This is a genomic window from Campylobacter sp. CFSAN122748 (assembly GCF_045277125.1).
Lineage (GTDB): Bacteria > Campylobacterota > Campylobacteria > Campylobacterales > Campylobacteraceae > Campylobacter_D > Campylobacter_D jejuni.
The window spans coordinates 1,493,076-1,505,753 of the sequence record NZ_CP116953.1 but is presented as its reverse complement, the minus strand read 5'-3'; the positions used below and the strand labels follow the sequence as shown (position 1 = coordinate 1,505,753).

The 12,678-nt window shown below is 29.7% G+C and carries 8 protein-coding genes, 2 pseudogenes and 1 CRISPR repeat array; of the genes and pseudogenes, 5 read left to right on the top strand and 5 right to left on the bottom strand.

Going from position 1 to position 12,678, the window contains the following annotated elements; genetic code table 11:
* The first annotated feature begins 26 nt into the window (after nt 1-26).
* Together purM and OT390_RS07750 are read left to right on the top strand one after the other, a co-directional pair.
* Nucleotides 27-1,016 carry a phosphoribosylformylglycinamidine cyclo-ligase gene (gene purM / locus OT390_RS07755; RefSeq protein ID WP_002860687.1) on the top strand — a complete coding sequence of 330 codons (990 nt, stop codon included), beginning with the start codon at nt 27-29 and terminating at the stop codon, nt 1,014-1,016.
* 210 nt (nt 1,017-1,226) lie between these two features.
* Nucleotides 1,227-2,443, top strand: a pseudogene (locus tag OT390_RS07750) (hypothetical protein).
* Between the two features lie 479 nt (nt 2,444-2,922).
* On the opposite strand, the pseudogene dcuC reads toward OT390_RS07750, so the two are convergent.
* Nucleotides 2,923-4,039 (bottom strand): annotated as a pseudogene (dcuC, locus tag OT390_RS07745) (C4-dicarboxylate transporter DcuC); the annotation flags it as partial.
* Between the two features lie 173 nt (nt 4,040-4,212).
* Here dcuC and cas9 point away from each other — a divergent pair.
* Genes cas9 through cas2 form a run of 3 tightly spaced genes read left to right on the top strand, consistent with a single transcriptional unit; the run spans nt 4,213 to nt 8,478 of the window.
* Nucleotides 4,213-7,167: a type II CRISPR RNA-guided endonuclease Cas9 gene (gene cas9 / locus OT390_RS07740; RefSeq protein WP_044258918.1), complete on the top strand. Its 2,955-nt coding sequence runs from the start codon at nt 4,213-4,215 to the stop codon at nt 7,165-7,167.
* On the top strand, nt 7,164-8,054 hold the full coding sequence (gene cas1, locus OT390_RS07735; RefSeq protein ID WP_002799307.1) for a type II CRISPR-associated endonuclease Cas1: 891 nt from the start codon (nt 7,164-7,166) through the stop codon (nt 8,052-8,054). Before cas9 ends, cas1 begins: the two co-directional genes overlap by 4 nt.
* On the top strand, nt 8,047-8,478 hold the full coding sequence (gene cas2 / locus OT390_RS07730) for a CRISPR-associated endonuclease Cas2 (protein ID WP_002797817.1): 432 nt from the start codon (nt 8,047-8,049) through the stop codon (nt 8,476-8,478). The genes cas1 and cas2 overlap by 8 nt, the downstream gene beginning before the upstream one ends.
* A gap of 144 nt (nt 8,479-8,622) precedes the next feature.
* Nucleotides 8,623-9,120: a CRISPR direct-repeat array (repeat unit 36 nt; unit sequence ATTTTACCATAAAGAAATTTAAAAAGGGACTAAAAC).
* 119 nt (nt 9,121-9,239) lie between these two features.
* On the opposite strand, the gene OT390_RS07725 is transcribed toward cas2, so the two are convergent.
* The 4 genes from OT390_RS07725 to cueO are packed head-to-tail and all read right to left on the bottom strand — an operon-like array spanning nt 9,240 to nt 12,645.
* Nucleotides 9,240-10,430 (bottom strand): molybdopterin molybdotransferase MoeA, encoded by a 1,191-nt coding sequence (locus OT390_RS07725; RefSeq protein ID WP_406611478.1) that lies wholly within the window; start codon nt 10,428-10,430, stop codon nt 9,240-9,242.
* Between the two features lie 3 nt (nt 10,431-10,433).
* Entirely contained in the window at nt 10,434-10,880 is a 447-nt protein-coding gene (locus OT390_RS07720) for a molybdopterin synthase catalytic subunit (RefSeq protein ID WP_406611477.1), read from the bottom strand.
* The gene (locus OT390_RS07715) at nt 10,881-11,102 is read right to left on the bottom strand and encodes a MoaD/ThiS family protein (RefSeq protein ID WP_002779488.1); all 222 of its coding nucleotides are present in this window, start codon (nt 11,100-11,102) and stop codon (nt 10,881-10,883) included.
* Between the two features lies 1 nt (nt 11,103).
* Nucleotides 11,104-12,645: a multicopper oxidase CueO gene (cueO, locus tag OT390_RS07710; RefSeq protein ID WP_406611476.1), complete on the bottom strand. Its 1,542-nt coding sequence runs from the start codon at nt 12,643-12,645 to the stop codon at nt 11,104-11,106.
* Nucleotides 12,646-12,678: the final 33 nt, after the last annotated feature.

Genomic DNA, 12,678 nt, shown 5'->3' with positions numbered 1-12,678 from the left:
CCTTTTTAGTTCTTAAAGGAAAATAAATGAAAATTTCATATGAAGATGCAGGCGTAAGTATAGATAATGGAAATGCCTTTGTAGAGGCTATAAAACCTTTGGTTAAAGAAACTTTTAATGATAATGTTGTAGGCGGAATTGGTTCTTTTGCTGGTGCTTTTAGAATGCCAAGTGGTTTTAAAAAGCCTGTGATTTTAGGTGCAACAGATGGTGTTGGTACCAAGCTTCGCTTGGCAATTGATGCTAAAAAATATGATACTATAGGGCAAGATTTAGTAGCAATGTGTGTGAATGATTTGATTTGTAATTTTGCTACGCCTTTGTTTTTCCTAGATTATTATGCTACAGCGAAGCTCGAAGTAGAAGTAGCAAAGGCTGTTGTATCAGGCATTGCCAAGGGATGTAAGATGGCAAATTGTGCATTAATCGGCGGAGAAACTGCTGAAATGCCTGGAATGTATGCAAAAGATGATTTTGATCTTGCGGGTTTTGCAGTGGGTATGGCTGAAGAAGATGAGATCGATAGAAGTAAATTTGTTAAAAATGGTGATATTTTATTGGCACTTCCTAGTTCAGGACTTCATTCAAATGGTTATTCTTTAGCTAGAAAAGTACTTTTTGAAAGTTTAAAATTAAAATTTGATGACAAGATAGGGGATAAAAATTTAATTGATATTTTATTAGAGCCTACAAGGATTTATGTGCGTGATTTTCTTACATTAAAGCCTTATATTAGTGCTCTAGCTCATATTACAGGGGGTGGTTTAGTAGAAAATTTACCACGCGTTTTGCCTCGTGGTATGGGTGCAACTATACGCAAACATCATCTTAAAACTCCTGAAATTTTTTATACTATAGGACAGGCTGTAGAAGAAAGCGAAATGTATAGAAGCTTTAACATGGGAGTGGGTTTAGTAATGGTTGTAGATCCTTCTAATGTAAGTAAGGTTTTAGAAAATTCAGATGCCTTTATTATCGGCGAAATTTGCATTAATGAAGGTATTGTTTTAGAGTGAAAACAAATTATTATGATTATTTATGTGCTAAAATGTATGTAATTTTGCCCATAAAAGCCCATAAAGACAAACTAAAATTTTATCTTTCTTATTTAAATAAGAAAGATAAAATTTTTAGAGTTAATGTGTGGAAGTGGGCGGTTTTGATAAAAATTGCCAAAGATGATAAAACGAAATATTTTTGTTCGAATGTATTAAATAAAGGGTAAAATGCACAATTTAAATGAAGCTTTGTTTCAAAAAAAGATAAAAGAAATTCGCTTAAAAGCAATAGCGAGTATTATTTGTGGGTTTTTAGGTATCATTCCTTATCTTGGAGTTTTATTTGTTCTTGCGAGTTGGATTTTATTTTTTATTGTGCTTTATGATTTAAAAATCTATGGTGGTGCTAAAAATTTGTTTAAGAATTTCCTTATTAGTATAGGGATTGGATTTTTTGGTATTCTTGTTAATACAAGTATTTTATTTGCAATGCTAAAGCCTAGAACTGGCATTTTTGGTGGGCTTTATTTTAATCAAGATAATATTTTTATGGCTATTGCTATATTTTTAGTATTACATTTTGCTATTTTGGCTTTAATTTTTCCTTTTTTGAAAGCTTTTTACTATGAAATTGCTAGAACAACAAAGCAAAAGTATTTCACTTATGCTTTTAATACCTTTTATTTAGGGCTTCTTACTTTGATTATCGGCATAGGCTTGGTGTTTTTGCTAGCAAGTTTGGTTTTTTGGATTTTAGCGTGGGTCAAATTTAAAGAATTTGATGAGCAAGAACTTTCAAATTTAGAAGAAAGATTGGCAAAAGCACAAAAAAAGGTTTTTGATTTTGATTTAAAATGGATTAAAATCACAATCGCTTCATTTATAATTTTAAACTTGCTCGTTTTAACATTTTCGTTTATATTAGAAGTTATTAGCTTTGAAGATTTTAGGTTTTACTACACAAAAAAACTTTATTTTACACAGCCATAATCCTAGCTTTGCTTAGTGTGTTTTTGTTTTGTAAAAAGATAAAAAATTACAAACTTTTTATTTATTTTTTCATATGGCAAGGTTTAAGTGTTTTTGGTAGTCATCTTCTTTTTATTCCTGATTTTATGGTAGATCAACAAATTGTATATGGAAGTTTAAACATAATATTAAGTCTATGCTATATTATTTTTGCTTTTTTATTTTTTAAAATTTTGATTCAAATTACAAAGGAAAAACTTTTTTATCTTATTTTTGCATTTTATGTTTGCATAGAAATTTTGATAATATTAATTTTCTTTATTTTTATGATGGTTGATAACTATTATATATTTACAAAAAGTCCTATAAAGATGCTCATAGATAATTATAAATTACTTTTTCAAGTTGTTTATTTCGTTTCATTTTTAATTGTTTGGCTTATGCTTAAAGGACAAAAAAATGTAAAAATATGTTAGAATGATGAAAAAATACTATTTTACGTAGATGTTTATTAGGATATATTCGTATGTCTTAAAGCTCTTTATGGGGTGTTAAGTAATTATAATATTTAAAAATTAAAAAATATATAGTTTATCCACATTTTATAGTTTAACTTCTAAAAATTTGATCATCTCTTTTTTCATTTTTTAGAGCTAGAAAACATATGAGTGAAATTGCTTTAAAGTTAGTTAGAGCAGTTGATACTAAATATTTTGATAAGAAATTTAAATAGATTGATTTTACTTAAATTAAAGACTTTTTGCCTCGTGATACAAAATTAAGTGATGAATTTTTAGTTAAATTGATATTAAATATGAAAAAATTATAAATATTAATACTTTTTCAAATTAATAGTAAATATAGAGGGTTTGATTTTTTCACAAAAGATTTGGATAGAACTTGCAAAAAACTTTCTTCAATATTTATACTTTTAAATTTTGATGCAAATCCTATTCAATATAGCATTGGCAAAATAAACTAAAAAGCTTAAAATAGCTATACTCAAAAGAATTCCAAACCATGCAAAATTTCCTGTTCCAAGATTTGAAACCGCGTTAGCAAGGATATTAACTCCACCAAGTGCTTTAATGCCTTCAGCAAATACTCCAGCGGCGATGATTATGCTTACGACTGAGATAAAAATTTCAGCCATAGCCTTTTAAAATCACCATCATATCTTCGCCTAATTTTCTAGCATTTCTGTGTCTTGCAAATTCAACAAGAAAAACTAAAGAAATTCTTACAAAATTTGCTATCACAACATCGAGCTTGATAGTAAAAAAATACGCTATAAATAAAAATATAACAGGTAACCAAGGAAAGAGTATGTAAAAAGTAGGGTATTTAGGATCAATGATTTGCGGAATTTCAACTTCATCATTTAAAATACCTTTTTCTTTATCTCTTTTATCAATCCAAGCAAAATAAAAAGGAATCAAGATAGCAATAATTACAACATAGGTAATCACACTATAAATTTGGTAATTTAAAAAAAGCCCTACGACATTATCACTTTGTCCTACCATATCTGCCATATTGATTGAATTTCCATCTTTTGGATCATAATCAAGTGCAATTAAAGAAAGCGCATATACAGTTGTAATAGGACGGATTTTAAGTGAGATTAAAACAGGATAAATACATGCTAACAAAAGCAAAAGCAATTCAGCATAGCTAGAAATGACGATTTTTAAAGCCATTCCAACAACAAAAGTTCCACTTAAAATTAAGTATTTTTTTTGATTTTTCCTGAGGGTTTATTTGCTAAAAAAGCAAGTTTTGCCGAAGCATTGATATGTTTCATGTAAGCAGTAAAGCCTGCCACACTCATGATAATAAGCCCTGCTCCAGAAAGCTGACTTTTAAAAGTTGCTGTGATAAAAGATAACTATCAAGTAAAACATTTAAAAGCTTGTATGTTCTCTACTTGGAGCTTTTGGTATAGGTGTTCCTGTGATATAAAAAGCAAAAATAAGCAAGATAATACCTGAAAGAAAAAATACAAAAATGGGATTGTATTTTTTGAGTATATCATAAAAATTAGCATAGGGTCTCTTGAATTTACAATAAATTGGATTTTATCTAAATTTTTAAATAAAAAATATTTTTTATTTAAAAATTACTTGTTTTTTGTATTATAAAATTAACATATATAGTTTGGTTACTGAAAAGTTTATGTTTGTTTAAAAAAATGATTTTTGTATTATAATTATACACAAATCATAAATATTAAAAAGGATCTAGTGTGGCAAGAATTTTGGCATTTGATATAGGAATAAGCTCTATTGGCTGGGCATTTAGTGAAAATGATGAGTTAAAAGATTGTGGAGTTAGGATTTTTACAAAGGCTGAAAATCCCAAAACAGGAGAATCCTTAGCCTTGCCAAGACGCCTTGCAAGAAGTGCTAGAAAACGCCTTGCTAGACGCAAAGCAAGGCTAAATCACTTAAAACATTTAATCGCAAATGAATTTAAGTTAAATTACGAAGATTATCAAAGCTTTGATGAAAGTTTAGCCAAGGCTTATAAAGGATCTTTAATTAGCCCTTATGAGTTAAGATTTAGAGCTTTAAACGAGCTTTTAAGTAAGCAAGATTTTGCAAGAGTGATTTTACATATTGCAAAAAGGCGTGGCTATGATGATATTAAAAATAGTGATGATAAAGAAAAAGGTGCGATTTTAAAAGCTATCAAGCAAAATGAAGAAAAACTAGCAAATTATCAAAGTGTGGGCGAGTATCTTTATAAAGAGTATTTTCAAAAATTCAAAGAAAATTCCAAAGAATTTACAAATGTTAGAAATAAAAAAGAAAGTTATGAACGCTGCATAGCGCAAAGTTTTTTAAAAGATGAATTAAAGCTTATTTTTAAAAAACAAAGAGAATTTGGCTTTTCTTTTTCAAAAAAATTTGAAGAAGAGGTGCTTAGTGTAGCATTTTATAAAAGGGCTTTAAAAGATTTTTCTCATTTGGTGGGAAATTGTAGTTTTTTTACCGATGAAAAAAGAGCGCCAAAAAATTCTCCCTTAGCTTTTATGTTTGTAGCACTTACAAGAATTATCAATCTTTTAAACAATCTTAAAAATACTGAAGGAATTTTATATACAAAAGATGATTTAAACACGCTTTTGAATGAAGTTTTAAAAAACGGCACTCTAACTTATAAACAAACAAAAAAGCTTTTGGGCTTAAGCGATGATTATGAATTTAAAGGGGAAAAAGGAACTTATTTTATTGAGTTTAAAAAATATAAAGAATTTATAAAAGCCCTAGGTGATCATAGTTTAAGCCAAGATGATTTAAATGAAATAGCAAAAGATATTACCCTTATAAAAGATGAGATTAAGCTTAAAAAGGCTTTAGCAAAATATGATTTAAATCAAAATCAAATTGATAGTTTAAGCAAATTGGAATTTAAAGACCATTTAAATATAAGTTTTAAAGCCTTAAAACTTATCACTCCTTTAATGCTTGAAGGTAAAAAATACGATGAAGCTTGTAATGAGCTTAATTTAAAAGTAGCAATCAATGAAGATAAAAAAGATTTTTTACCCGCATTTAATGAAACTTATTATAAAGATGAGGTAACTAATCCTGTGGTTTTAAGAGCGATTAAAGAATACAGAAAGGTCTTAAATGCTTTACTTAAAAAATACGGCAAAGTGCATAAAATAAACATTGAATTAGCAAGAGAAGTAGGTAAAAATTACAGCCAAAGAGCTAAAATAGAAAAAGAGCAAAATGAAAACTACAAGGCCAAAAAAGACGCCGAACTTGAATGTGAAAAACTAGGCTTAAAAATAAATAGCAAAAATATTTTAAAATTAAGATTATTTAAAGAACAAAAAGAATTTTGTGCTTATAGTGGAGAAAAGATTAAAATTAGTGATTTGCAAGATGAAAAAATGCTTGAAATTGATCACATTTACCCTTATTCTAGAAGTTTTGATGATTCTTATATGAATAAAGTTTTAGTTTTTACCAAGCAAAATCAAGAAAAACTTAATCAAACCCCCTTTGAAGCCTTTGGCAATGATAGTGCAAAATGGCAGAAAATTGAAGTTTTAGCAAAAAATTTACCTACTAAAAAGCAAAAAAGAATTTTAGATAAAAATTACAAAGACAAAGAGCAAAAAGACTTTAAAGATAGAAATCTAAACGATACTCGCTACATCGCAAGGCTTGTTTTAAACTACACTAAAGATTATTTAGATTTTTTACCTTTAAGCGATGATGAAAATACAAAGTTAAACGACACACAAAAAGGCTCAAAAGTGCATGTAGAAGCAAAAAGCGGTATGCTTACATCGGCTTTAAGACACACTTGGGGCTTTAGCGCTAAGGATAGAAATAACCATCTTCATCACGCCATCGATGCAGTAATTATTGCTTATGCAAACAACTCTATCGTAAAGGCTTTTTCAGATTTTAAAAAAGAGCAAGAAAGCAACAGTGCAGAACTTTATGCAAAAAAAATTAGTGAATTAGATTATAAAAACAAAAGGAAGTTTTTTGAGCCTTTTAGTGGTTTTAGGCAAAAGGTTTTAGATAAAATTGATGAAATTTTTGTCTCAAAACCTGAGAGAAAAAAGCCAAGTGGAGCTTTACATGAAGAAACATTTAGAAAAGAAGAAGAATTCTATCAATCATACGGCGGAAAAGAAGGAGTTTTAAAAGCCCTAGAGCTTGGTAAAATCCGCAAAGTAAATGGTAAAATAGTTAAAAATGGCGATATGTTTAGAGTGGATATTTTTAAACACAAAAAGACAAATAAATTTTATGCTGTGCCAATTTATACTATGGATTTTGCTTTAAAAGTATTACCAAATAAAGCTGTAGCACGAAGTAAAAAAGGTGAGATAAAAGACTGGATTTTAATGGATGAAAATTATGAGTTTTGTTTTTCTTTATACAAAGATAGTTTGATTTTAATTCAAACTAAAGATATGCAAGAGCCAGAATTTGTTTATTATAATGCTTTTACAAGCTCTACTGTTAGTTTGATTGTTTCAAAACACGATAATAAATTTGAAACGCTAAGCAAAAATCAAAAAATATTGTTTAAAAATGCAAATGAAAAAGAAGTAATCGCAAAAAGCATAGGAATTCAAAATCTAAAAGTATTTGAAAAATACATAGTTTCAGCACTTGGGGAAGTTACAAAGGCTGAGTTTAGACAAAGAGAAGATTTTAAAAAATGAGTTACGATGAAGCTTTTAAAACACTGCTTATTAGCTCTAATGCCAAGCTAAATTTAGAGCTAAATCATCTTGTGATTAAGCAAGATGAAAATATAGCCAAATTGTTTTTAAAAGATATAAATATCATCGTTTTAGAAAGCTTACAAGTAAGCATTAGTTCCGCACTTTTTAACGCTTTTGCAAGGCATAAAATCATCTTGCTAACCTGCGATGAAACTCATAGTATAAATGGTGTTTTTACTCCTTTTTTAGGGCATTTTCAAAGTGCAAAAATCGCAAAAGAGCAAATGAATGTAAGTGCTCAAAAAAAGGCTATTTTATGGCAAAAAATCATTAAAAATAAAATCCTAAATCAAGCCTTTATCTTAAAAAAATACAATAAAATAGAGCAAAGCAATGAGCTTATAAATTTGGCTAAAAAAGTAAGCTTAAATGATAGTAAAAATATTGAAGCTGTTGCGGCGGCGCTTTATTTTAAAACTTTGTTTGGTACTTCTTTTTCAAGAGATGAGCTTTGCTTTGAAAATTCTGCTTTAAATTATGGCTATGCAATCATTAGGGCTTGTATTATTAGAGCAGTTTGCATAAGTGGGCTTTTGCCTTGGCTTGGCATAAAGCACGATAATATTTATAATTCTTTTGCGCTTTGTGATGATTTGATAGAAGTGTTTAGGGCTAGTGTTGATGATTGTGTTTTAAAGCTTAAGGGTGAAAGTGAGTTTTTAAGCAAAGATGACAAAAGAGCGTTGATTGGCAATTTACAAAGCAAAATCAATTTTGATGGGCAAAATTATCCTTTAAACAGAGCGATAAATCATTATGTGGCAAATTTTAAAAATGCTTTATTGTATGAAGATGAACTAAAGATAGTGAAATTTGATGATTGAAGATAAATTTATGCGTGTGCTTTTGATGTTTGATGTACCTACTAAAAGTAAAAAAGAGCAAAAACTAGCAAGTAAATTTAGAAATAATCTTATAAAATTAGGTTATTTTATGCTGCAATTTAGTGTTTATATGCGTATTTGCAAGGGTTTAAGTTCTGCAAAAAGTTCTATTGAAAATGTAAAAAAGATTTTGCCACCTTATGGAAATGTAAGGGCTTTAATCATCACTGAAAAGCAATTTGATAAAATGGAGCTTTTGCTTGGTGGCATAGTTTTTAACGAAAAAGTTAATAACGAAACCAATTTAACGCTTTTTGATATAGATAGTCATGGAGAATTTAAATATAAAAATTCAAATAATGAAGAAATTCAAATAAACAAAAAACAAGAAAAATATCATCAGCAAAATTTATTTGAATTTTAAAAGCGGTTTTAGGGGATTGTAACCCCGCAGAGTCCCGCAAACTCTTTATTTTAGTCCCTTTTTAAATTTCTTATGAGATTATAGCATAATTTTTGCTATTTTTCATGAAAAAACCCCGAAATTTTCATTATCTGGTAAATATCTATTTTACCATAAAGAAATTTAAAAAGGGACTAAAACCAAAACAATAGTAAATTTTAAATATTATATATTTTACCATAAAGAAATTTAAAAAGGGACTAAAACTATGATACCATGTTTAATTTAAAAGGTGTGATTTTACCATAAAGAAATTTAAAAAGGGACTAAAACTGGGCGTGGTGATAGCTTTTATAAGTGGAAATTTTACCATAAAGAAATTTAAAAAGGGACTAAAACCCTGCTAAAGAACATACTGTTAAAGCATCTATTTTACCATAAAGAAATTTAAAAAGGGACTAAAACAGGTTATTTATACCTGCTAATATAGTTTCTATTTTACCATAAAGAAATTTAAAAAGGGACTAAAACTTTAAATCATTCTTAGTCTTTTCCAAAGTTATTTTACCATAAAGAAATTTAAAAAGGGACTAAAACTCCAAAGCGTTTTAAAGCATTTCCTAAAGCATTTTACCATAAAGAAATTTAAAAAGGGACTAAAATAAACCCTAGTGGATTGAAACTCCGCTAGGGCTAATTACTCCACTAAAAGGAGGTTGCGAATTTGAAACTTATTGAAATTTAGGGTTGATTAAAATCGAAATAAAATTATTTAAATAATTTTAAGGCATAAAGATAATATCCACTAAACTTTCATTTTCTAAAATTTCACATTCTTTTGGCACCACCATAAGGGCAGCTTTATTGTTAAGATTGTTTATAATCGCACTAGAGCCTTCTTTCTTACCTTCAAGATTGGCTAAAATGCGTCCATTTTTAAATTCCACATTACAAGCGACAAATTCCAAATAAGGTGTTTTTTTCTTGTAGCTTCCTTGTAAAAAGGCTTTGCAAATATAGTCTTTAGGCTGAAGTAACCAAGAGCTTAAAATCTCTCTTGCGTAAAGATTAAACATTACCATAGCCGAGTAAGGAAAACCTGGTAAGGCGATGATGAATTTTTCATTAGCCTTAGCTATTTTGATATGTCTGCCTGGTTTTATGTCGGCTTTATCGATGATGATTTCATATTCTTTGACGGCTTTTTTTAAAAAGTCAAAATCTCCCATAGAAACCCCGCCCGTTGTAACCAAAATATCACAACTTTGCAAAGCACTTTCAAGGGTGGAAAAAGTGGCTTTCTCATCATCTCTTAAAAGAGGAAAAACCCTTGTATCGCAATTTAAATTTTTAGCTAAATTAGCTATGGCGATATGATTTGAAGAGCGGATTTGAGCAGGATTTTCCAAGGCTTCTCCTAGATCTTTGATCTCACTTCCACTACTTAAAACCCCTACAATAGGCTTTATAAACACACTAATGTGAAAAAATCCAAGTTCAGCTAAAAGAGCTATCTCGCTATAATTTAACTTTGTGCCTTTTTTGAGTAAAATTTCATCTTTTTTATAGTTTTCTCCTACCGCACGCACGGCAAAAGCTTGGGGAACTTTTTTTTCTATAAAAAGAGTATCATTTTCTATGCGTATATTTTCAACAGGGACTAAAGTATCGCTTCCTTCGCTCATGAGTGAGCCTGTAAAGGTTTTTACACAAGTGCCATTTTGTACGCTAAATTGTGGCATAGTGCCCGCAGGTGTGAGGCCTAAAATTTTTAAAGGCTTGTCTTGATCTTCAAATTTGATCGCATAACCATCCATAGCCGAGGTTGGAAATTCAGGCTGATTTTTAGGGGCTTTTATGTCTTGAGCTAAAATGCGTCCTAAACACTCTGTAAGGGCTATTTTTTCAATCTTTTCATAAGTTTTAATATGAGAATGTAAAATTTTTAAACTTTCTTCATAAGACATTAACATTTTTTATCCTTTTAAAAGTCCTGCACCGCAAAGTTTGGTTGATCTTTCTTTGACATAAATTCTTTCTTTGTTTATCACATCATACTTCCAAATGGGTGCACTTGCTTTAAAATCTTCAACAAATTCATTAAGAAGTTTAAGTCCTAATTTTCTTTGTTTGCTTAAAATTCCTGCAAAATAAGAGCTTTCATGAACCGCCACATCGCCTATAGAGTGAGCAAAAAGCAAGGTAATACCATCAAAATCTACTCTTTTTTGCCACTCATCAAACCATTTTTTTAAAAGCGGTTCATAAATATCAAAACTAAGTGCCTCAATACCTCCTTCTTCACGCACAATACCACAAAAAGTCAGTAAAGCACCGCAGTTTTTATCCTTGGAAAATTCATACCATTGGCTATAAATTTTAGAAATATCTAAAGAGCCTTGATAAAGTGTAAAATGTTTCATTTAGCCTCCACAAACTGGCGGTAAAAGTGCTATTTTATCACCATCTTTTAACTTGGTGTTTTCATCAAAAATGATTTCATCATTTAAAGATACAGCACAAAGTTCTAGCCATTCTTTTAAACTCTCATCTTTTTGCAAAATTTCTTTTAATTCTTTTAAATTTTTTACTTCAAGTTCTAAATTTTCTTTATTTATGGGGCCTAAAAATTCCACTTTTACCATTTTATTCCTTTACTTCTAAATTTCCCATCATTCCTAAATCTTCATGTTCTAAAATATGGCAATGATACATTCTAAGTCCTTTAAAATCTTGTTTCATTCTAAGTCTTAATTCTTCATTAGGACGCACATTTATAGTATCTCTGAAGGCTCTAAATTCGGCTTTTTGAACTTTGCCATTGAGTTTTGATGAGATGAGTTCAAATTGCGTGCCGTGTATGTGGAAAGGATGATCCATGTGAGATTTATTTATCACTATCCAGTCTTCAACTACTCCAAGCTTGGAGCTTAAATCAATGCGTTTTAAATCATAGCTTTTGCCATTGATTAAAAACATAGACGCAAGAGCGATTTTTAATTCGCTTTCACTTTTTCCCATCATACCATGCATTTGCATATGATCTTCACTCATGATTATTTCTTTAAATTCCTTAGGTTCTTCTGAAGGTTTGAAAATTTTTAAATTTTTTGGAAGTTCTACATTTTCTTTTTTTAGACTAATATTAGCTAAAAATAGGGTATTAGGTTCTTCTTTTACCATCATTTTATCCCTATCATAATAAGCACTTTCTAGCTTAAAATTCCCATCTTTTGGAGCGTCGATTAAAACTTCTGCACGAGAAGCAGGACTTAAGAAAAGTTCTTCTTTATAAATAGTTTTTTCTATAAGTCCACCATCAGTACCAACAAGTATAAACTTAGCTCCTTGTATGCGTAAATTTAAATATCTTGCCGCAGTAGCATTATAAATGCGTATGCGTTCGTTTGTGGCGAGTTTGATTTTAGGTTTGAATTGTCCATTGATGAGTATAAATTCTCCTTCTCTACCATTTAGCCAATCATTTAGGTTGTTGTTCGGAATTTGAGCGTTTTCATCAAGACGCAAATCGCTAATCATCAAATCTCTTTCTTTTAAATGACTTAAAGCATCTTTTTTTGCTTTGATCACAAAAGCCCCTGCTAAACCCATAAAAACTTGTTTAGAAGCGGTATAATGAGGGTGTGGATGATACCAGTAAGTTCCTGCGCTATCTTGAGGAATTTTAAAACGATATATTCTTTCTTCTCCTGCTAAAATAGGATCATGTGGGCTTCCATCTTGATCAGGCGGCACAGGAACGCCATGCCAATGTATAGTTGTAGCTTCTTTGAGTTTGTTTTTGACTAAAATTTCAAGTTTATCTCCTTCAAAAACTTCTATTTTTGGAGCAGGCACGAGGCCATTGTAAGTATAAAATAAGGTTTTTTTACCTTTGATAAGCTCTATATGATTTTCTTTGATTTCTAGGGTAGCACGAAAAATATTTTTTTCTTTACTTTCATTTTTGAGTAAAGGCAAGGCTTTTAAAATTTCTCCTTGGGGGAATTGTTTTGGATCTAAAAGTTTTAAATTTTTTGGAGCAAAGTTGATAAAAGAAGTATCTAAGTCATGATTTATAGAATGATTTTTATGCATGGAGTGCATATCGTGCATAGGATTTGCATAGGCTACACCCATACTTGCTAGAGTGAGTGCATTAAATTTTAAAAAATTTCTTCTATTCATTAGTTTTTCCTTTTGCTTGATTTTTTGTATTAT

Coding starts and splice junctions, on each gene's coding strand:
- cas1 (WP_002799307.1), top strand. CDS start 7,164: ATGAGTTACGATGAAGCTTTTAAAACACTGCTTATTAGCTCTAATGCC.
- OT390_RS07725 (WP_406611478.1), bottom strand. CDS start 10,430: ATGTTAATGTCTTATGAAGAAAGTTTAAAAATTTTACATTCTCATATT.
- purM (WP_002860687.1), top strand. CDS start 27: ATGAAAATTTCATATGAAGATGCAGGCGTAAGTATAGATAATGGAAAT.
- OT390_RS07720 (WP_406611477.1), bottom strand. CDS start 10,880: ATGAAACATTTTACACTTTATCAAGGCTCTTTAGATATTTCTAAAATT.
- cueO (WP_406611476.1), bottom strand. CDS start 12,645: ATGAATAGAAGAAATTTTTTAAAATTTAATGCACTCACTCTAGCAAGT.
- OT390_RS07715 (WP_002779488.1), bottom strand. CDS start 11,102: ATGGTAAAAGTGGAATTTTTAGGCCCCATAAATAAAGAAAATTTAGAA.
- cas2 (WP_002797817.1), top strand. CDS start 8,047: ATGATTGAAGATAAATTTATGCGTGTGCTTTTGATGTTTGATGTACCT.